This is a genomic window from Candidatus Sodalis pierantonius str. SOPE (genome assembly GCF_000517405.1).
Lineage (GTDB): Bacteria > Pseudomonadota > Gammaproteobacteria > Enterobacterales > Enterobacteriaceae > Sodalis_C > Sodalis_C pierantonii.
In genome coordinates this window covers 1,043,674-1,064,799 of sequence record NZ_CP006568.1, presented here as the reverse complement: position 1 = coordinate 1,064,799, position 21,126 = coordinate 1,043,674, and the positions used below count along the sequence as shown (strand labels likewise).

Genomic DNA, 21,126 nt, shown 5'->3' with positions numbered 1-21,126 from the left:
TCATTACCTTACTCATGCATTTATTAAATTCTGTGGCGTTTCAACAATGGACAGGTACACTCTACCACCCTTCGTCACTGGTCCCCACTCAGCTTCAAGCTTTTTGATCTGGCTATCGTCAATCCAGATACAGGCATTGGTCACCGAATCAAACAATGCCTTGGAATAATTATCAAGATCCCGCTTTGCTCTGCTCGGTGGACAAAGCGTCACCGATACGGCTAAATCGCCCTTCACTGGCTGAGGCATACCGCGCAGCAGCTCAAGAATTTCGGCGACTGCCTCAGCCCGATACTTTCTGCCCCGCTCACTGACAAGATGCCGACCTGCAAGCTTTCCCCGATTCGGTGCTCGCCAGTAGCCGTTAACACTCGGTGGAAACGGAAGAGTCAAATTCACTTACTATCGCCTTTTGGGATGTCCCATCCGGCAATAGAAAAGCGTCCCATGTGCGGATGATACCACTGAGTGCCGCGCTGCTCAGCCTCGCATATCATGCGGTTCAGTGCAGAAATGAAACTATCTTCGAGAACAACGGACATTTGCGTAACCTGACCGCCCGGCGCAACATGGGGAATTTTTTTATGCGGGACTCCCCACGCCATGACCAGCTGCTTGCTTTTGGCATTACTGAGGCCGTAAGTCGCTTGCAGATAGCTGTAACCCTGATAGCCAGCGGGGATAGTGCCTTGCTTGATATGGTCGATTTCTTCGGCAACCTGCTCGACTTGCGTTTCCACCGATTTCAGGCGGCGCTCCTGGGCGACGTTAGCCAGTGCCATAGCCACAATGATTTCATTGGGGCTTTGCGGCGTACTCTGTTGCTCCAGCTTATCAATCAGCGAGCGACGTACTGCTTTGGATTCACGTGCCGCAACGCGCAGGGCTTGCTTGAGCGTCATATGGATAATTTCAATATCAGCTCCGTTTTTTTGACCTACACTTTTTGTGTAGGTCTCTCCGTCTAGTTCATCTATAACTTTTTCAATGAACTTGTTGTTGCGAATCGGCGGTTCTCCGTACTCCTTCCGCGCCGAATTGACCATCTCAAGCAATGATTGGCTATCGATGCTTCTATCAGTGACAAGGTTATGATTAACTGATAAATTATTAGATATCATGTTGATACCTCGCATGAATATTTCAGTTAGCATTGACTTGACCGTTAGCAAATTGTTAACGGTCCTTCTTCCATAAAAGAGCCTGTTTAGAAATTTGTGTATTTGCCTGATTTTGATATGTTCAATCCAACATCAAAAACAGGTTAATTTATGGACGAAAAACAGTTGCAGGCTCTGGCTAACGAACTGGCCAAAAATTTCAAAACCCCTGAAGATCTCAGTCACTTCGATCGGCTGCTGAAAAAAATCAGCGTCGAAGCAGCTCTCAATGCCGAAATGACCCATCACCTCGGCTACGGTAAAAATCAGCCTAAACCGGGGACCAACGCCCGCAACGGCTATTCCACAAAAACCGTTACCACTGGCGATGGCCCGCTGGCGCTGCGTACTCCGCGCGATCGTGACGGTTCCTTTGAACCGCAACTGGTGAAGAAGAACCAGACCCGGATTACCGGGATGGATAACCAGATTTTATCGTTGTACGCCAAAGGGATGACCACCCGCGAGATCGCCGCCGCGTTCAAAGAGCTGTATGACGCCGATATCTCGCCGGCGCTGGTCTCAAAGGTCACCGATGCGGTCATGGAGCAGGTTGTCGAATGGCAAAACCGGCCTCTGGATGTAGTCTATCCCATTGTTTATCTTGACTGTATCGTTCTAAAAGTCCGGCAGGACAGCCGCATCATCAACAAATCTGTGTTCCTGGCGCTGGGCATCAACATCGAAGGCCAGAAAGAGTTGCAAGGTATGTGGCTGGCCGAAAATGAAGGCGCAAAGTTCTGGCTGAACGTGCTGACAGAGCTGAAAAACCGCGGCCTGAACGATATCCTTATCGCCTGCGTAGACGGGCTGAAAGGTTTCCCTGACGTTATTAACGCGGTGTATCCGGAGGCGCGGCTCCAGCTGTGTATCGTGCATATGGTGCGCAACAGCCTGCGGTTCGTCTCCTGGAAGGACTACAAGGCCGTCACCCGCGACCTGAAAGCTATCTATCAGGCCCCTACGGAAGAAGCCGGCTTGCAGGCGCTGGAAGCGTTCTCCAGTGCCTGGGACATCCGCTACCCGCAAATAAGTCGAAGCTGGCAGGCAAACTGGGCCAATCTGGCCACGTTCTTTGCCTACCCAACGGACATCCGCAAGGTGATCTACACGACCAACGCCATCGAGTCGTTAAACAGCGTGATCCGGCATGCCATCAAAAAGCGCAAGGTGTTCCCGACCGACGACGCAGTGAAAAAGGTGGTGTGGCTGGCGATACAGGCGGCCTCACAGAAATGGACAATGCCTTTGAGGGACTGGCGCATGGCAATGAGCCGCTTTATTATCGAGTTCGGTGACCGCCTGGACGGTCACTTCTGAGAAAAGGCATTTACACAGAATCCGGTACGGGCTCCTTGCAGCGGCAAATTCCGCTGTCGGGTTTCACAGCCTGTTACTTATCTTGGTGCCTAAACACGCACCCGAAGCGTGTTTTTTGTTGCCTGTAGTTATCTGTTCAATGGTAGCTCAGGCGGGAGCTTCTTCGGGAGCGCCGGATTCCAAGGTAGCCGGTACTGTGAATCCCGTCTGGGCTGCCACCAGTTACAGTTTCACAGCTGTCGGTGGTAGTAACAACACTACCATGGAGGCTGTCATAATGACTACTACCCCCACCCAAATTTCGCCTGTTGTTACCATCAACGATGGAAAAGCTGTTACAACGTCCATTGCTATTGCTGAGTATTTTAATAAACGTCACGACGCTTTGTTGAATAAATCCGAAATTTGTGACGACTTCCTCCCTATCAGGGCGATTGTTACATGATGCGGACGCTGTTTGGCATTCCTAACAGTGTGATCCGGTTAAGTGCTTTAACCATTGCCATTGCCTCACCTACCTGCGCGTCATAGTCATGCAGACTCAGATGACCACCCAGAAGTGTTTTAAACCGGAACATGGCCGTTTCAGCCAGTGAACGCCGGTGATAACCTACTTTCTTTTTCCAGGTATCGTTATTGCCGCTCAGATGCTGATTTGCCACCGCATGGTTACGCTCATGGTATCGAGCTGGCCAATATTGCGCACCACTTCGCGGTGGGATAAGCGGCTTTATTTTTTTCCTCAGCAGAGCATCATGACAGTAATGCGTATCGTAAGCACTGTCAGCCGACGCTTCCCTGATTTTCCGGTGGGTTTGGTTAATCAGCCCGGGCAGCGCCTGCGCATCTGTCGTACCGCTTGGCGATAAATCGGCACAGATAATTTCATGTGTCACGCTATCTACTGCCAGATGAAGCTTGCGCCATACTCTGCGCCTCTCAGCCCCATGCTGCCTGACTTTCCATTCGCCTTCGCCGAAGACTTTCAGGCTGGTGCCATCGATAACCAGGTGTGAGATTTCGCCGCGGGTTGGCGTTTTTATGCTGATGTCGACGGTTTTTGCTCGCCGGCTGACCAGAGAGTAATCTGGGCAGCGCAGCGACAGCCCCATCAGTTTAAAAATCGAGTCAACGAAACCCTGTAACGCCCGGAGCGAAAGGTTAAACACGCGCTTTATCATCAGAACCGTGGTAATGGCCATATCGGTGTAGTGAAGCGGCCGGCCACGATGTTCAGGTGGTGTACTCTCAGTCCATGCAGCAATGGCTGACTCATCAAGTCATACTGTCAGGTCCCCCCGCTGCCTGAGCGCATTGTTATATGCGGGCCAGTTGGTGATTTTAAACTTTTGCTTTGCCATGGGGACCTGATGTTGAAACGAATGTAGTGATCAGAGCCGCCAGTCACCTAAAAGTTCGATTTATTCAACAAAGCCCTCTGAACTACTTAACACTCGTGCGACCAGCACAACAAACCATTACATGGCAGCGATGCGAGGATTTTTACGTTTTGCTGAGCAGAATGGTTACACCAAAAATCATTTAGCGAATGAGCTACGGTCAGCCAAAAAATCAACCTCTGACCCTGATCCATTCACACTAGACGAATTTAGAAGAGCACAAACCGCGTGCACACATGAAGCTCATGAAAATATGATAACGCTAATGGTTTATACTGGTATGCGCCCTGGTGAGATCAGTGCACTAGCGTGGGAAGATATCGACTTGGTAAAAAAAACACTTACCGTTTCAAGAGTGTATTCTGATGGTAAGATAAAAAAACCAAAAACAGATGAGATCAGAACAATTCAACTTTCTCCCCCTGCGCTATCCGCCCTTTCAGGGCAGAGAAAATTTACTGAGATGCTTCCTGCATTACAAGTAAAAATGGAGGGATTGCACAAAAAACCAGAGGCTATTGACATTCACCCCGTCTTTTTACCAGCCACAACATGTAGAAATAATCAGTTTAATATTTTATATCGAACAACTAGCATAAGGGTGTTGTGGAAAAACATAGTACGACGATCAAGGATCCGCTACAGAACCGTTTACCAGCTCCGGCATACGTTCGCGTGTTGGAATTTGACGGCACACGGCAACATCGCATTTATCGCTAAACAGATGGGCCACGCTGACTACTCAATGCTAATCCGTGTATATGGTCGCTGGATGGAAAACGAAAGTTGTGCAGAAAATTTACGAATTTGGGAAGCGCTCGAAGCAATGGGACATGCTGAAAAAGCCCCAATAGCGCCCCAAGAAATAATAAAGGAAGCGTAATCAATTGAAAAATAAAGAGGATAATGGCATTGAAGCCCACACCCCGATGATGCAGCAGTACCTGAAACTGAAGGCGCAGCACCCGGATATCCTGCTGTTCTATCGAATGGGGGACTTTTACGAGTTATTTTATGACGACGCCAAACGCGCGTCGCAGCTGATGGACATCTCCCTGACCAAGCGGGGCGCTTCCGCCGGTGAACCGATTCCCATGGCCGGCATCCCCTATCATGCGGTCGAAAATTATCTGGCCAAGCTGGTGGCGCTGGGGGAGTCGGTGGCTATCTGTGAACAGATAGGGGATCCCGCCACCACCAAAGGGCCGGTGGAGCGTCGCGTGGTCCGCATCGTCACCCCCGGCACCCTGAGCGACGAAGCGCTGCTCAACGAACGCCAGGATAACCTGCTGGCCGCCCTCTGGCAGGCGCCGCAGGGCTTTGGTTACGCAACGCTTGATATCACCTCGGGCCGCTTCCTAGTCTCGGAGCCGGCGGACCGCGAGGCCATGGCCGCGGAACTACAGCGCACCAATCCGGCCGAGCTGCTCTATCCCGAAATGCTGGAGGATATGACGCTCATTGAGCACCGCCGCGGCCTGCGGCGCCGCCCGCTGTGGGAATTCGAGCTGGATACCGCCCGCCAGCAGCTCACCATGCAGTTCGGTACCCGCGATTTAACCGGCTTTGGCATTGAGCGGGCGCAGCTGGCCCTGTGTGCCGCCGGCTGTCTACTGCAATACGCCAAGGATACCCAGCGCACCTCACTGCCGCACATCCGCACCGTCACCCTGGAGCGTCAGCAGGACGGTATCGTGATGGATGCCGCGACACGGCGTAATCTGGAGTTGACGCAAAACCTCAGCGGCGGCGACGAAAATACGCTGGCGGACGTGCTCGATCGCACGGTCACGCCCATGGGCAGCCGGATGCTGAAACGCTGGCTGCACATGCCTACCCGCGAGATCACTACCCTCACCCACCGCCAGGAAACTATTCGCGCATTACAGGATCAGGTGGCGGATCTACAGCCGCTGCTGCGTCAGGTCGGGGATTTGGAGAGGGTGCTGGCGCGTCTGGCGCTGCGTTCGGCGCGTCCGCGCGATCTGGCGCGCATGCGCCATGCCTTTGCACAGCTGCCGGCCATGCAAACGCTGCTCGAGGGCAAATCACATGCCTATTTGCCGCAGTTGCTGGATCGGGTCGGAGAGTTTGAGACGCTGCGCGATTTGCTGGCGCGGGCCATCATTGAGTCGCCGCCGGTGCTGGTGCGCGACGGCGGCGTCATCGCCCCGGGATACCATGCCGAACTGGACGAATGGCGCGGTCTGGCGGCGGGCGCGACCGATTATCTCGACCGTCTTGAGCTGCGCGAGCGGGAAAAAACCGGGCTGGAGACGCTGAAAGTGGGCTTCAACGCCGTGCACGGCTATTTTATTCAGCTCAGCCGCGGCCAAAGCCATCTGGCGCCCATCCATTATGTGCGGCGCCAAACGCTGAAAAACGCCGAACGCTACATCATTCCTGAGCTGAAGGAATACGAAGACAAGGTCCTGACCTCGAAGAGCAAGGCGCTGGCGTTGGAAAAAGCGCTGTATGATGAGCTCTTCGATCTGCTATTGCCCCATCTGGCGGCGCTGCAACAAAGCGCCGCGGCGCTGGCGGAGCTGGATGTCCTGTGCAATCTGGCCGAGCGCGCTGAAACGCTGAACTATGTGTGTCCGACGCTGGACGCCCGGCCGGGCATCCATATCATCGGCGGCCGCCATCCCGTCGTGGAGCAGGTGCTGAGCGAGCCCTTTATCGCCAATCCGCTGATGCTGTCCGACGCGCGGCGTATGCTGATCATTACCGGGCCCAATATGGGCGGTAAAAGCACCTATATGCGCCAAACCGCTCTGATCGTGCTGTTGGCGTATATCGGCAGTTTTGTCCCGGCCGAGCAGGCCGTCATAGGGCCGGTGGATCGCATCTTTACCCGCGTCGGCGCCGCGGACGATCTAGCTTCCGGCCGCTCCACCTTCATGGTGGAGATGACCGAGACCGCCAACATATTGCATAACGCCACGCGTCAGAGTCTGGTGTTGATGGATGAGATCGGCCGCGGTACCTCGACCTACGATGGGCTGTCGCTGGCCTGGGCCTGCGCGGAGAATCTGGCCGGCCGCATCAAGGCCATGACCTTGTTCGCCACGCACTATTTCGAGCTAACTACCCTGCCGGAGAAAATGGAGGGGGTGGTCAACGTGCATCTGGACGCGGTGGAGCATGGCGACACCATCGCCTTCATGCACAGCGTGCAGGAGGGGGCCGCCAGCAAGAGTTACGGCCTATCGGTGGCGGCGCTGGCGGGGGTGCCGCGAGAGGTTATCAAGCGCGCGCGTCAGAAGCTCAGGGAATTGGAAACGTTATCCAGCGGCGCGGCGACAGGCAGCGTGGACGGCTCGCAGCTCTCGCTACTGCAACCGGAAGAGCCGCCTGTTTCGCCGGCGGTCGAGGCGCTGGAAAATCTGGATCCCGACGCGCTTTCGCCGCGCCAGGCGCTGGAATGGCTGTATCGGTTGAAAAAAATAATCGGCTAGCGGAGCCGCGGCAAAAAAAACGTGAGGATTACCTCATCGTTTTGGTTGCTGCCGGTGCGAAAACCGACTCACCCCGGCGGAGTTGATAGGTTGGCGCCCTTCGGCGCCAGCGACAGAACTATTACAACACACCTATTCCGACTACTGCGCCTCGCAATGCGCGACGAAACGGTGCTGCCATGATTTCACGGAATGACGCTGCGATTATTCGCGGAACAGTGCTTCGATATTCAAACCTTGACCCTGCAGGATCTCCCGCAGACGACGCAACCCTTCCACCTGAATCTGACGCACGCGTTCGCGGGTCAGACCGATTTCACGGCTTACATCTTCAAGCGTCGCGGCTTCATAGCCCAGCAGGCCGAAACGTCTGGCCAGCACTTCACGCTGCTTGGCATTCAGCTCGAACAGCCACTTAACGATGCTCTGCTTCATGTCATCGTCCTGCGTGGTGTCTTCCGGACCGCTGCCTTTTTCATCGGACAGAATATCCAGCAACGCCTTCTCGGAGTCGCCCCCCAGCGGGGTATCCACCGAGGTGATACGCTCATTCAGGCGCAGCATACGGCTAACGTCTTCCACGGGCTTATCCAGCTGCTCGGCGATTTCTTCCGCGCTCGGCTCGTGATCGAGCTTGTGCGACAGTTCACGCGCGGTGCGTAAATGGACGTTCAGCTCTTTCACGATATGGATCGGCAGACGGATAGTCCGGGTTTGATTCATGATGGCCCGTTCGATCGTCTGGCGAATCCACCAGGTGGCGTAGGTCGAGAAACGAAATCCCCGTTCCGGATCGAACTTCTCAACCGCACGAATCAGACCGAGGTTGCCTTCCTCGATTAAATCCAGTAACGCCAGTCCGCGATTACTGTAACGACGGGCAATTTTCACCACCAACCGCAGGTTGCTTTCGATCATCCGGCGACGTGAGGCAATATCACCCCGAAGTGCGCGCCGTGCAAAGTAGACCTCTTCCTCAGCGGTAAGAAGCGGGGAGTATCCAATCTCGCCCAGATAGAGCTGCGTGGCGTCCAGAACACGCTGGCTTGCCCCCTGAGACAGCAGCTCTTCTTCAGCTAAATCATTATCAGCAGGCTCATCGACTAGCGCCTTCTCGTCAAATGTTTCAGCCCCATTCTCATCGAATTCGGCCTCTTCATGTAACTCGTTAACTTTCAGCGTATTTTGGCTCATAGTGGCCCCTACCCGTGATCCCAGGACAGAACGTCGAGACATTCCGCCAATTTATCGCTGCGGAAGATAACGCAGCGGGTTTACGGATTTCCCCTTGTAACGAATTTCAAAATGTAATCTGGTTGTGCTGGTTCCGGTGCTACCCATGGTAGCGATTTTTTGCCCCGCCCTGACTTCTTTTTGTTCTCGGACCAGCATCGTATCGTTGTGGGCGTAGGCGCTCAAGTAATCATCATTGTGTTTGATAATGATGAGATTACCGTATCCCCGCAAGGCGTTGCCGGCATAAACCACTCTGCCGTTGGCGGTCGCCAAAATTGGCTGTCCTCGGGAACCGGAGATATCAACCCCTTTGTTACCGCCTTCTGCGGCGGAAAAGTTGTCAATGATCTTCCCATCCGTCGGCCAACGCCAACCGGTGATTGCCGTGCTGCCAGACGCCGTGGCGGCTGGTGCCGTGCTGGGTGCTGCAACCGGCGCGGTTGTGGTAACAACGGTGCCAGCGGTAGGTAACATTTTGCCATTGGATGATGGCAAAATGTTACCTACACTCTGTTTACTTGAACTTTCAGAATAACCATTGTTTTTATTAGAATCAACACTTGATTCTGTCAATTGTGTATTCGCGGTAGGAACGGGCGCTACCACGACGCCGGTATTGGCCTGATTGGCGTTGGACGCCAGAACGGTTCCCGCCGGCTCATTGCCGGTAATCGGCGTCGTTCCGTTACCCACCTGCAAAGTCTGACCTACGTTGAGACTGTATGGTTCCGGAATATTGTTCCTTTGCGCCAAATCCCGGTAGTCATTTCCAGTAATCCAGGCGATATAGAACAGCGTATCGCCACGTTTTACCTGATACGTCGCGCCGGAATAGGAACCTTTATGAATGCTGTCATAGCTCCTATTGTAAACAATATTTCCTTGTGGGGAGACATTCACCTGGCTCTGCGCACCCCCGCTGACCGCGGCCGCGGTCAGCGGGGGTGCGCTCTCGACGGTGGCGGCATTGCCGCTGTAGCCGCCGGCGTCGTTACCGCCGCCCACGCCGCTTATCGGTGCGCTGGTTTCATTGTTGGCGCATCCCGCCAGCCACATACTCGCCATGGCACAGACCGCAACGCGGCGCAACGCGCACTTCGGGCTTCCCATGCTCAATTCTCCCCTATGGCAGCAACGCCAGTCATCATTCCAAATAGGCCAGACATTATGTGTTATACATCCTTTTAATGCTTATTGTCCCAGTAACAGGAGTATTTTCAGATATTCCTTAGATAATAATTATACTGACATTAATGCTATTAACAACCGGTCGCGCACGCCATTAAATACTTGTATAGAAATTTAAGCGTCGGCGTCAGGCCAGTTCGCCTTTCACCAGCGGCACGAATCGGACTGCCTCCACGGTGTCGACCACGAATTCTCCGCCCTTGCGCCACACCCGCGTCAAATGCTGCTGCTCTTCGCCGACCGGCAGCACCATCACGCCGCCCTCATCCAGTTGCGCCATCAGCGCCTGGGGAATTTCCGGCGCCGCCGCCGTCACGATGATGGCGTCAAACGGCCCGCGCGACGGCCAGCCCTGCCAACCGTCGCCGTGACGGGTAGAGATATTATGTAAATCAAGCAGTTTCAGCCGGCGCTTGGCCTGCCACTGCAATTTTTTGATCCGCTCCACCGAACAGACGTGCTTCACCAAATGGGCCAGAATGGCGGTCTGATAGCCGGAGCCGGTGCCGATTTCCAGCACCCGCGATTCCGGCCGCAGCGCCAGCAGCTCGGTCATACGCGCCACGATATAAGGTTGGGAAATGGTTTGCCCGAGCCCGATGGGCAGCGCGGTGTTATCGTAGGCTTTATGCTCGAAAGCCTCGTCGATAAAACGTTCGCGCGGCACCGCCTCCATCGCCTGTAGCAGGCGTTCATCGCGGATGCCTTGCTGACGCAGCTGCGCCAGCAACGTCTGCGTCCGTCCGTCTACCATGGAGCGAGCCCCTCGGTATCGTCGAGCCAATCGCTCAGCACAGGCAGCGCGGCGTTGGCGGTGAGATCCACCTGTAGCGGCGTCAGTGAGACATAGCCCTGACTGACGGCCTCGAAATCGGTGCCCGGCCCTTCATCAAACGAGCCGGCCGGGGGGCCGATCCACAGCATCTCGCGGCCGCGCGGATCCGTCTGGCGGATGACTTCGCTGGCGGGATGACGGCTGCCGCAGCGGGTCACTTTGCAGCCCTTGATTGACGATAGCGGCAGGTCAGGGACGTTGACATTGAGGATCTTGCCGGTGCGCAGCGGCGCGCGGGTCAATGCACGCAGCAGGCGACAGGTGACGGCGGCGGCGGTGGCGAAATGACGGCTGCCGTCGAGCGACACCGCCAGCGCCGGATAGCCCAGATGACGTCCTTCCATCGCGGCGGCGACGGTGCCGGAATAGATGACGTCATCGCCCAGATTCGGCCCGGCGTTAATGCCCGACACGACGATATCCGGGCCGGGACGCATTAAGGCATTAACGCCGAGATAGACGCAATCGGTGGGCGTGCCGGAGAGGATAGCGATATCGCCGTTGGGCTGGGTTTGCGTGCGCAGCGGCGCGTCCAGCGTCAACGAATTGGACGCGCCGCTGCGGTCACGGTCCGGCGCCACAATCTGTACGGTGGCAAGCTGGCGCAACGCGACCGCCAGCTGCTGAATGCCCGGCGCATGAATGCCATCATCATTGCTTAAAAGTATGTGCATAGTGTTTTTTGACTTTATAAGAAAATCACCCGCACCACGCCGCCCTGCGGTGAAAGGCAAAAAACCGGCCTGGCCCGCCGCCGGTCAGCAACACCGGCGAAAGATCAGGGCGGGAATATAAAACAATAATGGCATGAAACGTCACCGTGGTGAAGCCGTCAATTCAGTGGTTGCAGCAAATTTAGCCGTTGCGCGACGTGCCTCTCGCGCCGGCGAAGTAGCGCGCTGACCGCGTCGGGAATGCTCCAGCTGAAAGGTTTCGTGCTGGCGTCAGCGGGCCGGCGGCGGACTAGTGGGCGATATCGGCGGGAGCGTCCAGCAATTCACGCACTACCGCTGTGGCATAACTGCCGGCAGGCAAGCTGAAAGAAAGCGTCAGCGTCGCGGGATCTTGCCAGCGCCAGCTTAGCCCTTCTGGCTGAAGCAACAGCGCGCGCCGCGCGGGCGTTAGCCGTTCACGCGCCAGCAACGCCATCAGCGCCGGCTGCGTCGCGAGGCAGGCGTGTTCAAACGCCTCGGCTTCGTCAAGGGCGCCCAGTGCGCCCTCCCCCGGCATCGGCGCCGTTAGGGAGAGCTCCCCCGCCGCCAGCCGCGCGGTCAACGCCGGCATCTCCGCCGTGCTTGCCACAAACCAACTACCCCGGCCGGTCAATTGCAGGGCGTCTCCGTTCAATAGGCGCGCCGGCCCCAACTGCGCCAAGCGTTGGCTGACCACCCTATTGAACAACGCGCTGCGGGCGGCAGAAAGCGTAAAGCTGCGTTTGCTGCGGTCTTTGATGCGCAATTCGTTATTCGCCCAGCGCCACGCCAGCGTCAGATTATTGCCCTGATGACCAAAGCGCTGATGGCCGAAATAGTTTGGCACCCCTTCATCGCAGATGCGGTTCAGCCCCGCCTCAACGTCCTCACCATCGCTTATCTCACGTAGCGTCAGGGTAAAGGCGTTGCCCTTGAGGGCGCCGATACGCAGTTTACGTCGGTGGCGGTCGGCGGCGAGGATAGCGCAGCCGGCGAGTTGAAATGCCGCGAAGTCGGGATCGCTTTTGCCGGGCAGATGCAGGCAAAACAACTGTTCGGTGACGGCGTGGCGATCTTTGAGCCCGGCGTAGCTGACCGCGCGGGCGGGGATGCCGGCGAACGCCGGCCAGCGCCTCGGCGACGTCGGGCGTGTTGTAGCCGGTTTTACGCAGGTGCACCAGCAGGTGCTCCCCTTCGCCATCGGGCGCGAAACCAAGCTGCCCGCGCACCTGGAAATCCGCCGCCTCGGCCTTCACGCGACCGGTCGCGGCGGGCTTGCCGAGCAGCCAATGCAGCCGGTGCAGCCGGTGATAGTACAGGTCGTCGGTCATGCCGTTCAGACCAGTAGCGCTACCGCCTCGCAGGCGATGCCTTCGCCGCGGCCGGTAAAGCCCAGCCGTTCGGTGGTGGTCGCCTTGACGTTGATATCATCCATATGGCAGCCGAGATCCTCGGCGATATGCACGCGCATTTGCGGAATGTGCGGCGCCATCTTCGGCGCCTGGACGATAAGGGTGATGTCCAAGTTGCCAAGACGGTACCCCTTGGCCACAATCCGCCGCCAGGCTTCGCGCAATAGCGCGCGGCTGTCGGCCCCTTTGTAGACCGGATCGGTATCGGGAAATAATTTGCCGATATCGCCGAGGGCGGCGGCGCCCAGCAGGGCATCGGTCGCGGCGTGCAGCGCGACATCGCCATCGGAATGCGCCAACAGACCCTGCGGATAAGGGATACGCACACCGCCGATAATAAGCGGGCCTTCGCCGCCGAACTGGTGCACGTCGAAACCGTGTCCGATACGCATTTACGCGCTCTCCGTATTAGCCAATTGAGAAAAAAAGAAGCGGGCCAACACCAAATCTTCCGGGCGGGTCACTTTGATGTTGTCCGCGCGCCCCGGCACCAGCAGCGGCGCGTAGCCGCAATACTCCAGCGCCGAGGCTTCATCGGTCACCGTCGCGCCTTCCGCCAGCGCACGCTCCAAGCAGTTTTTCAGCAGATCGCGCGCGAACAGCTGCGGCGTTAGCGCATGCCATAAATCCTCGCGCTCGACGGTGCTCGCGATAATGTCGGTACCGGCGCAGGCGCGTTTCATGGTGTCGCGCACCGGCGACGCCAGCAGCCCACCCACCTCGGTGTGCGCGGTGATCGCCAGCAGGCGGCGCAAATCGTCTTGATACAGGCAGGGACGCGCGACGTCATGCACCAGCACCCAGGACGCCGTGCACACGCGGCGCAGCGCGGCCATCACCGAATCGGCGCGCGCTTCGCCGCCGGTGACCACACGAACCCGCGGGTCGGCAGCCACCGGAAGTTGGTGATACCAGCGATCCGCGGGACTTATCGCCACGATCGCCTCGCGGATGCAGGGTTGGCGCAGCAGCGCGTCGATAGCGTGCTCAAGCAGGGTTTTGTCGCCGATGGTGAGATATTGTTTGGGCAAGGCGGTCTGCATACGGCTGCCGATTCCGGCCGCCGGCAGTATAGCGATAACGTCAAGGACAGGCCCCACTGATAAGGTCATTATTGATTGTCTTGCGTTGCGGGCGCCGCCGGCTGCCGTTTCGCCTGCTCTGGTACCAGGCGATAGAAGGTCTCGCCCGGCTTAATCATGCCAAGTTCGTTGCGTGAGCGTTCCTCGATAGCTTCCTGGCCACTGTTGAGATCGTCAATTTCGGCGAACAGTTGATCGTTGCGCGCTTTGAGCTGCGCGTTATTGCTTTGTTGCGCCGCGACGTCGCTCTCAACGCGCACCAAATCGTGCACACCGTTTTTACCCAGCCACAGTGAATACTGCAACCAGCCAAGCAATACTAATAATAGCAGCGTAAGTTTTCCCATCCCGCCCCCTGAATGACGGCATAATCATCCCATAACTTGCGGCCGGACTCCACACCAGCCGGCAAATACCGCGGCAAAACCACCAAAAAGCCGGCGGTTGTGGGACTTTTTTACCGATTTTTTACGCTTTGTTACCGGACCGGGGGCACCGAGGCGCTTACCACCCCGAGAGAAAGGTAAACACTAGCCAGAACAGACAGAACACCGACAGGCCGGTGACCAGCACCGTCAGCCATAATTTGCCGCCGAGCAGCACGCTAAAGACCACCCCCACCAACACGCACACTAACAGCAGCGCCAGAAAAAAAGGCCAGGTGTAGAGCAGGAAAAACAGGGCATTGGCGCCAAATTGCAGGATAGGCGCGGCAAAAGCCAGCCAGTAAAAGATAAACCTGGCGATGCCGCCCCACAGGGCGTATGGCGGCTCATCCCGGCGAAGCGTACGGTCAGGCGCTAGGCTGAATTTGAAAGGGAGAGCGCGTTTTATCTCGGTAACGTTCGGCATCAAGACCTGTCTCTGGCTGGTAAACGCCGGCGAAGGTTCCCCTTTCGCCGGCAGCGCATTCAGGACTCGATAATAACGTGCTCGTCCAGCAGATCTAATAAACGGCCGGTCAAATTTGTTACCAATTGTTCGCCGTCCAGATGCAAATCCGGCCGCTGCGGCGCCTCGTAAACTGCGTCGATACCGGTGAAATTACGCAGCTCGCCGGCGCGGGCTTTTTGGTATAGCCCTTTGGGATCGCGCGCCTCGCAAACGGCCAGCGGAGTATCGACAAACACTTCGATAAAGCGGCCGGCGGGCAGCATATCGCGCACCAGCTGCCGCTCGGCGCGGTGGGGGGAAATGAAGGCCGTCAGCACAATAAGGCCGGCGTCCACCATCAGCCGCGCCACCTCGCCCACCCGGCGGATATTCTCGCGTCGGTCATCATCGCCGAAGCCCAGATCGCGGCACAGGCCGTGGCGCACGTTGTCGCCGTCCAACAAATACGTACTGACGCCCCGCTGATGCAGCGCCTGCTCCAGCGCGCCGGCCAGGGTGGATTTCCCCGAACCGGACAGACCAGTAAACCACAGCACCGCGCCCTGGTGCTTATGCAATGCCTCGCGATCCTGGCGGGTCACCGGGTGCGGGTGCCACACCACATTTTCATTAAGCGGAAGCCCGGCGGCGTCGGCCATCATTTACCTCCCAGCAGGTCGCGCGCGCCCCAATGGGGGAAATGGCGGCGCACCAGCGCGTTCAGCGCCAGCTCGAATTCACCGTAGGGACCGGGTTCACGATAAACGTCCTGTAGCGGCTGGCGTACCATGCCGGCGCCGACGGTGACATTACTCAACCTATCGATGAAAATCATGCCGCCGGTAGTCGGGTTATCGGCATACTTATCCAGGATCATCGGTTCATCAAACACCAGCTCTACCAGGCCGATACCGTTTAGCGGCAGACTGTCCGCCACGCACTGGGTCAGCGTATTAATATCCACCTGATACTGGATATTGTACACCCGCGCGCGGGTTTTCTTGCCGGCAATCTTGATATCGAAACTCTGGCCCGCCACCAGCGGCTGGTCGGTCATCCACACCACATCCACCTGGGCGTTGTGCACCGCCGGCAGAGTCTCGCTGGCGTCCACCAGCAGATCGCCACGGCTGATGTCCACCTCATCCGCCAGGACCAGCGTAACCGCTTCGCCGGCCCAGGCCTCCGGCAAATCGCCGTCGAAGGTCACGATGCGGCTGATAGTGGACGTTACACCGGACGGCAGCACCTGCACCGCCTGCCCCACCTGCACGACGCCCGCCGCCACGGTACCGGCGTAGCCGCGAAAATCCAGATTGGGTCGGTTGACGTACTGCACCGGGAAGCGCATCGGCTGCCGCTCGTTTAGGTTGACCACCTCCACCGTTTCCAGCACGTCCAATAGCGTGGGGCCGGCATACCAGGGCATGTGGGTGGCCGGTGCGGCGACGTTATCGCCCTCCAGCGCCGACAGCGGCACAAAAGTGATGTTCAAATCCACCGGTAACTGTTCGGCGAAGCGCAGATAATCCTGGCGGATACGCTCGAATACCTGCTGGCCGAACGCCACCAGATCCATTTTGTTCACCGCCACCACCAAATGGCGGATGCCTAACAGGGTGCTGATGAAGCTGTGGCGCCGGGTCTGGTCCAGCACGCCTTTGCGCGCATCGATAAGCAGGATGGCCAGGTCGCAGGTCGAGGCGCCGGTGGCCATATTGCAGGTGTATTGTTCATGGCCTGGCGTGTCGGCAATGATAAATTTGCGTTTTTCGGTCGAAAAATAACGATAGGCGACATCAATAGTGATGCCCTGCTCGCGCTCGGCCTGCAGACCGTCCACCAGCAGCGCCAGATCCAGCTTGTCGCCCTGAGTGCCAAGGCGCTTGCTGTCGGTGTGCAGCGTCGATAGCTGATCTTCGTAGATTTGCCGAGTATCGTGCAGCAGGCGGCCTATCAGGGTGCTTTTGCCGTCATCGACGCTGCCGCAGGTCAAAAAACGCAGCAGGCTTTTATGCTGCTGGGCGTGTAGATACGCTTCTACCCCGCCCTGCTCGGCGATTTGTTGGGCTATGGCATTGTTCATGTCGATGGCTCCTTAAAAATAACCCTGACGCTTTTTCATTTCCATCGACCCGGACTGATCGCGATCGATAACCCGGCCCTGACGCTCGCTGGTGGTGGAGACCAGCATCTCCTCGATAATTTCAGGCAGGGTCTGCGCGCTCGACGCCACCGCGCCGGTCAGCGGCCAGCAGCCGAGCGTGCGAAAGCGAACCATGCGCTGTTCGATCACTTCTCCCGGCTGTAGGTCGATACGGTCATCGTCCACCATCATCAGCATGCCGTCGTGCTCCAGCACGGGCCGTTTCTTGGCCAGATACAGCGGGACGATGTCGATGTTTTCCAGAAAAATGTATTGCCAGATATCCAGCTCGGTCCAGTTGGAGAGCGGGAACACGCGAATGCTCTCCCCCTTGTTGATCTGACCGTTATAGTTGTGCCACAGCTCCGGACGCTGATTTTTCGGATCCCAGCGATGAAAGCGATCGCGGAACGAGTAAATACGTTCCTTGGCGCGGGATTTCTCCTCATCGCGCCGGGCGCCACCAAAGGCGGCATCGAAGCCGTATTGATTCAGCGCCTGCTTCAGGCCTTCGGTCTTCATGATATCGGTATGCTTGGCGCTGCCGTGAACGAAGGGGTTGATGCCCATCGCCACCCCTTCCGGGTTTTTATGCACCAGCAGCTCGAAACCGTAGGCCTTGGCTGTGTGATCGCGAAATGCATACATTTCGCGGAATTTCCAGCCGGTATCCACATGCAGCAGCGGAAACGGCAGTTTGCCGGGATGAAAGGCCTTCCGCGCCAGATGCAGCATCACGGACGAGTCTTTGCCGATGGAGTACATCATCACCGGATTGCTGAATTCGGCAGCCACCTCACGGATAATATGGATACTCTCAGCCTCCAGCTGCCGCAGATGGGTAAAACGTTGTTGATCCATAAATGACATCCTTACGCCAGATTGACCACCGACGCGCGCTTTTGCGCCTCCAGGTTTTGCTGACCAAACCAATTGATTTCATGATGAAGGGCGACCACTTCGCCTATCACCAGCAATGCGGGGGTCGGCGCCCCCTGCGCCAGTTGATCCAGCGCCGCCAGGGTCCCCGTTTGCACGTACTGGTCGCTGCTGCGGGTCCCGCGGCTTATCACCGCCACCGGGGTTTGCGTCGACCGGCCGTGGCGAATGAGCTGGCTGCTGATTTCCGCCGCCTTGACCACCCCCATGTATATCGCCAACGTCTGACGCCCGCGCGCCAGCGCCTGCCAATCCAGGGCATCGGCGCCGTCGCGCACATGCCCGGTAATAAAGGTAATGCTCTGGGCATGCTCACGATGGGTCAGCGGGATGCCGGCATAGGCGGTGGCGCCCGCGGCGGCGGTGATGCCGGACACCACTTGAAAAGGTATGCCCACCGCCGCCACGGCTTGCAGCTCTTCGCCGCCGCGGCCGAATATAAAAGGATCGCCCCCTTTGAGCCGCACCACTTTTTTGCCCTGCTGCGCCAGCGTCACCAGCAGGCGATTGATCTCCTGCTGCGGCATCGACTGCTCGCCGGCGCGCTTGCCCACGCAGATCCGATCCGCATCGCGGCGCACCAGCTCAAGGATCTCTTGGCTTACCAGGTAGTCATACAGCACCACATCCGCCTGCTGCATCAGTTGCAGTCCGCGCAGCGTCAATAGCCCGCTGTCGCCGGGACCGGCGCCGACCAACGCCACCTCGCCTCCGTGTTCCGGGTCGGCATAGAGAGCCTGCTCCAGCGCTTGCTCGGCCTGTTCCAACCGTCCCTGCGCCACCAGACTGGCGAAGCGGCCATTGAGCGCTTTCTCCCAAAACCGGCGGCGGCCGGCCATACTGCGGATCCGCTGCTTTACCCGACCGCGCCAGGCGCCCGCCATGGCCGCCATGGGGCCGAGAAACGTCGGCAGCATCGATTCAAGTTTCTCGCGCAGGATGCGCGCGAGCACCGGCGCCGTGCCGCCGGAGGAGATGGCCACCACGATGGGCGCGCGATCGATAATCGAGGGAAAAATGAATGAGCAGTACGGCTGGTCGTCCACCACGTTGGCCAGCAAATGGCGCTGTTCCGCGCACTGCGAGACCTGGGCGTTCAGCGCCGCGTCATCGGTGGCGGCAATGACCAGGAAGACGTCGTCCAGCATGGCCGGTTCAAACGATTCGCCTAGCCATGACAGGCCGCCGGCGCGGTGAATTTCCGTCAGTGCCGGGCATAACGCCCGCGCCGCCACTCTGATTTGGGCGCCGGCGCGCATTAACAGCTGAATTTTGCGCGCGGCAACATCGCCACCGCCAACCACCAGTACCGGACGTCGCCTGAGATCGGCAAATAGCGGTAAATATTCCACAGCAACCTTTCTATTCGTGTTTAGCAATATTATGACTATACGTCGACCATTTCTGGTAAATGAAATTCTTAATTGGAATTTCATTTACCTTTATGGAATAACGACACCATTGACTTTCCAGCGAAGTGGGATTGTTTTGCCGCCGTCGCCGCCCCATACTATAGCCGACAGTTGCGCGGCCGAATATTGAGGCCGTTCCGGTAAACAAGGACTTTCCGTTATGCGTTACCCCGCTTGCCTGCGTGTTGCGTTCTGGCTCTTGGTCAGCGCGTTGCCGCCGCCGGCCGTCCAGGCCGACTCCACGCCCTCCCCTGAACGCTATGCCCAAGCGCAAACACGCGCTATCGCCACCTATTTTCCCGGCCGTATGGCGGGCAGTTCCACGGAGTTGCTGGCCGCCGAGCAATTGCAGCAGCAATTTCGCGCGCTGGGCTATCAAAGCGACCTGAGCGCCTTCAATACCCGCTATCGCTACGGCACGCCGGGCGACAAAGTGGACTGGCGCCGCATTACCGCCAGTTCCACCATCGCCGCCAAAGCCGGCCAGGCCGGAAAAGGGAAGATTCTGGTCATTGCCCACCTCGACACTTACCTGCCGCGCAGCGATCGCGATCTGAACCTCATTCTGGGTGGTGTGACGCTACAGGGGGTGGACGACAGTGCCGCCGGGCTGGGTATCATGCTGGCCCTGGCGCGCGAACTGGGTCAGCTGCCGCTGCAGGTCGGCGTGCGTTTTGTCGCCTTGAGCGCCGGCGTTCCCGACCTAGCGGGCAGCCAGGATTATCTGGACCGCATGTCGCCACGGGAGAAACAACAAACGCGGCTGGTAGTGAATTTGCAGCAGCTGATCGCCGGCGAAAAGCTGCGCGTGGATTATCAGCTGCCGGCGGGCACAAGCGCGCTGTCGGCGCAGATCAACGCCCTGTGCGCGCAGGCCCGCCGCGCCGGCATACCGCTGCTGCTCAGCAAAGGTTTGCGCGATCGTCCGGCATGCCCGTCGCTGCTGCTGCCGTTCGCCCGCGCCGGGCTGCCGGTGCTGGAGATGACTTCCGGGGTGGCCGGCGACAGCTGCCTAGAGCGGAAAGTCAGCGCCCACTTCCCTCAGGGCACGGTACGTTATCAGAGCCAGCGCGATAATGTATTGTGGCTTGACCGCCACCTTCACGGGCAGCTGGCACGCCGCACCCGCCTGATCCTGCTGCGGCCGCTTCTGCGCGATCTTACCGGCGCCGCGCAGACCAAAGCCGCGGCGAACCGTGACCGCGTCGGCAGGCAGGCTTAGCGCGGCGCGCCGTTAGCCTTCATGCAGGCCGCACTCGCGTTTCAGCCCGAAAAAGCGCGTCCCCTCCTCGCTCATGCCCGGCTCCCATTTGCGCGTTGTATGGGTATCGCCCACCGACAGGTAGCCCTGCTCCCACAGCGGGTGATAGCTCAGGCCGTGGCGGGTGAGATAGTGATAAACCTGCCGATTATCCCAGTCGATAATCGGCAGTAGCTTAAACACGCCGCGCTGGATCGCCAGCACCGGTAACCGGGCGCGGCTACCGGACTGCTCGCGCCGCAGACCCGCGAACCAGGTCCCGGCGCCAAGGGTCGCCAGCGCGCGGTTCATCGGTTCTACTTTGTTGAGTTGGTTATAGCGCTCAATACCCTCGACACCCTGTTCCCACAGCTTGCCGTAGCGCGCCTCCTGCCAGGCGGGGGAAGTGTTGGCGCGGAAGATCTGTAGGTTAAGCCCCAGAGTCTCGGTCAGCTCATCGATAAAGCGGTAAGTTTCCGGGAACAGATAACCCGTGTCGGTCAAAATCACCGGAATATCCGGACGCTGGCGGGTCACCAGATGCAGACTGACCGCCGCCTGAATACCAAAACTTGATGACAGCACCGCCTGCTCGGGCAGATGCTCCAGCGCCCAGGCGACCCGCTGTTCCACCGTTTGGCTTTCCAACTGCTGATTGACCGCCGCCAGCGCCGCCGTTTGCTGCGTCTTGTCCAGCGCGGTTAATTCGCCGAGATCCCAATCGCTCATA

General features: G+C 58.1%; 21 protein-coding genes and 1 pseudogene. 5 read left to right on the top strand and 17 right to left on the bottom strand.

Annotated features, from left to right (window positions below):
* Nucleotides 1-12: 12 nt before the first annotated feature.
* Complete coding sequence (locus SOPEG_RS05515) at nucleotides 13-399, bottom strand: RusA family crossover junction endodeoxyribonuclease (RefSeq protein WP_025244592.1); 387 nt, start codon at nucleotides 397-399, stop codon at nucleotides 13-15.
* The gene (locus tag SOPEG_RS29205; RefSeq protein ID WP_417903435.1) at nucleotides 396-1,172 is read right to left on the bottom strand and encodes a hypothetical protein; all 777 of its coding nucleotides are present in this window, start codon (nucleotides 1,170-1,172) and stop codon (nucleotides 396-398) included. Before SOPEG_RS29205 ends, SOPEG_RS05515 begins: the two co-directional genes overlap by 4 nt.
* Nucleotides 1,173-1,271: 99 nt before the next feature.
* Here SOPEG_RS29205 and SOPEG_RS05500 point away from each other — a divergent pair, with 99 nt between their 5' ends.
* Together SOPEG_RS05500 and SOPEG_RS05495 are read left to right on the top strand one after the other, a co-directional pair.
* Entirely contained in the window at nucleotides 1,272-2,480 is a 1,209-nt protein-coding gene (locus SOPEG_RS05500) for an IS256 family transposase (RefSeq protein ID WP_025244590.1), read from the top strand.
* Between the two features lie 85 nt (nucleotides 2,481-2,565).
* The gene (locus tag SOPEG_RS05495; protein WP_236851774.1) at nucleotides 2,566-2,925 is read left to right on the top strand and encodes an ash family protein; all 360 of its coding nucleotides are present in this window, start codon (nucleotides 2,566-2,568) and stop codon (nucleotides 2,923-2,925) included.
* Here SOPEG_RS05495 and SOPEG_RS05490 read toward each other — a convergent pair.
* Nucleotides 2,918-3,841, bottom strand: a pseudogene (locus SOPEG_RS05490) (IS5 family transposase). The gene SOPEG_RS05495 and the pseudogene SOPEG_RS05490 sit on opposite strands and share 8 nt — an antisense overlap.
* A gap of 121 nt (nucleotides 3,842-3,962) precedes the next feature.
* On the opposite strand from SOPEG_RS05490, the gene SOPEG_RS05485 reads away from it, so the two are divergent.
* Entirely contained in the window at nucleotides 3,963-4,763 is an 801-nt protein-coding gene (locus tag SOPEG_RS05485; protein ID WP_025244588.1) for a tyrosine-type recombinase/integrase, read from the top strand.
* A 46-nt stretch (nucleotides 4,764-4,809) separates the two neighbouring features.
* The gene (gene mutS, locus SOPEG_RS05480) at nucleotides 4,810-7,341 is read left to right on the top strand and encodes a DNA mismatch repair protein MutS (RefSeq protein ID WP_051419996.1); all 2,532 of its coding nucleotides are present in this window, start codon (nucleotides 4,810-4,812) and stop codon (nucleotides 7,339-7,341) included.
* Between the two features lie 204 nt (nucleotides 7,342-7,545).
* Here the strand turns inward: mutS and rpoS are convergent, their stop codons facing one another.
* The 13 genes from rpoS to cysG all read right to left on the bottom strand — a co-directional run bounded on the left by rpoS (nucleotide 7,546) and on the right by cysG (nucleotide 19,096).
* Complete coding sequence (gene rpoS, locus SOPEG_RS05475) at nucleotides 7,546-8,535, bottom strand: RNA polymerase sigma factor RpoS (protein ID WP_025244586.1); 990 nt, start codon at nucleotides 8,533-8,535, stop codon at nucleotides 7,546-7,548.
* A gap of 51 nt (nucleotides 8,536-8,586) precedes the next feature.
* A complete protein-coding gene (gene nlpD, locus SOPEG_RS05470) occupies nucleotides 8,587-9,693 on the bottom strand; it encodes a murein hydrolase activator NlpD (RefSeq protein ID WP_025244585.1) in 1,107 nt (368 codons plus the stop codon).
* A 199-nt stretch (nucleotides 9,694-9,892) separates the two neighbouring features.
* On the bottom strand, nucleotides 9,893-10,519 hold the full coding sequence (locus SOPEG_RS05465; protein ID WP_025244584.1) for a protein-L-isoaspartate(D-aspartate) O-methyltransferase: 627 nt from the start codon (nucleotides 10,517-10,519) through the stop codon (nucleotides 9,893-9,895).
* Nucleotides 10,513-11,274: a 5'/3'-nucleotidase SurE gene (gene surE, locus SOPEG_RS05460; protein WP_025244583.1), complete on the bottom strand. Its 762-nt coding sequence runs from the start codon at nucleotides 11,272-11,274 to the stop codon at nucleotides 10,513-10,515. Before surE ends, SOPEG_RS05465 begins: the two co-directional genes overlap by 7 nt.
* Nucleotides 11,275-11,563: 289 nt before the next feature.
* Nucleotides 11,564-12,493, bottom strand: a complete 930-nt coding sequence (gene truD, locus SOPEG_RS05455; protein WP_236851773.1) for a tRNA pseudouridine(13) synthase TruD — start codon at nucleotides 12,491-12,493, stop codon at nucleotides 11,564-11,566.
* Nucleotides 12,494-12,628: 135 nt separating this feature from the next.
* The gene (gene ispF, locus SOPEG_RS05450) at nucleotides 12,629-13,096 is read right to left on the bottom strand and encodes a 2-C-methyl-D-erythritol 2,4-cyclodiphosphate synthase (RefSeq protein WP_038468298.1); all 468 of its coding nucleotides are present in this window, start codon (nucleotides 13,094-13,096) and stop codon (nucleotides 12,629-12,631) included.
* Complete coding sequence (gene ispD, locus SOPEG_RS05445) at nucleotides 13,097-13,816, bottom strand: 2-C-methyl-D-erythritol 4-phosphate cytidylyltransferase (RefSeq protein ID WP_025244582.1); 720 nt, start codon at nucleotides 13,814-13,816, stop codon at nucleotides 13,097-13,099.
* On the bottom strand, nucleotides 13,816-14,133 hold the full coding sequence (ftsB, locus tag SOPEG_RS05440; RefSeq protein ID WP_025244581.1) for a cell division protein FtsB: 318 nt from the start codon (nucleotides 14,131-14,133) through the stop codon (nucleotides 13,816-13,818). The genes ispD and ftsB overlap by 1 nt, the downstream gene beginning before the upstream one ends.
* A gap of 157 nt (nucleotides 14,134-14,290) precedes the next feature.
* Nucleotides 14,291-14,638 (bottom strand): DUF3561 family protein, encoded by a 348-nt coding sequence (locus SOPEG_RS05435; protein WP_025244580.1) that lies wholly within the window; start codon nucleotides 14,636-14,638, stop codon nucleotides 14,291-14,293.
* Nucleotides 14,639-14,697: 59 nt separating this feature from the next.
* Nucleotides 14,698-15,318 carry an adenylyl-sulfate kinase gene (cysC, locus tag SOPEG_RS05430; protein WP_025244579.1) on the bottom strand — a complete coding sequence of 207 codons (621 nt, stop codon included), beginning with the start codon at nucleotides 15,316-15,318 and terminating at the stop codon, nucleotides 14,698-14,700.
* Nucleotides 15,318-16,745, bottom strand: coding sequence for a sulfate adenylyltransferase subunit CysN (gene cysN, locus SOPEG_RS05425; protein ID WP_025244578.1), 1,428 nt, complete (start codon nucleotides 16,743-16,745; stop codon nucleotides 15,318-15,320). Before cysN ends, cysC begins: the two co-directional genes overlap by 1 nt.
* A gap of 12 nt (nucleotides 16,746-16,757) precedes the next feature.
* Nucleotides 16,758-17,666, bottom strand: a complete 909-nt coding sequence (gene cysD, locus SOPEG_RS05420; protein ID WP_025244577.1) for a sulfate adenylyltransferase subunit CysD — start codon at nucleotides 17,664-17,666, stop codon at nucleotides 16,758-16,760.
* An 11-nt stretch (nucleotides 17,667-17,677) separates the two neighbouring features.
* Entirely contained in the window at nucleotides 17,678-19,096 is a 1,419-nt protein-coding gene (gene cysG / locus SOPEG_RS05415) for a siroheme synthase CysG (RefSeq protein WP_025244576.1), read from the bottom strand.
* A 220-nt stretch (nucleotides 19,097-19,316) separates the two neighbouring features.
* Here cysG and SOPEG_RS05410 point away from each other — a divergent pair, with 220 nt between their 5' ends.
* Entirely contained in the window at nucleotides 19,317-20,378 is a 1,062-nt protein-coding gene (locus SOPEG_RS05410) for a M28 family peptidase (RefSeq protein ID WP_025244575.1), read from the top strand.
* 12 nt (nucleotides 20,379-20,390) lie between these two features.
* Here SOPEG_RS05410 and SOPEG_RS05405 read toward each other — a convergent pair whose 3' ends face one another.
* On the bottom strand, nucleotides 20,391-21,125 hold the full coding sequence (locus SOPEG_RS05405) for a phosphoadenylyl-sulfate reductase (protein WP_025244574.1): 735 nt from the start codon (nucleotides 21,123-21,125) through the stop codon (nucleotides 20,391-20,393).
* Nucleotide 21,126 lies beyond the last annotated feature (1 nt).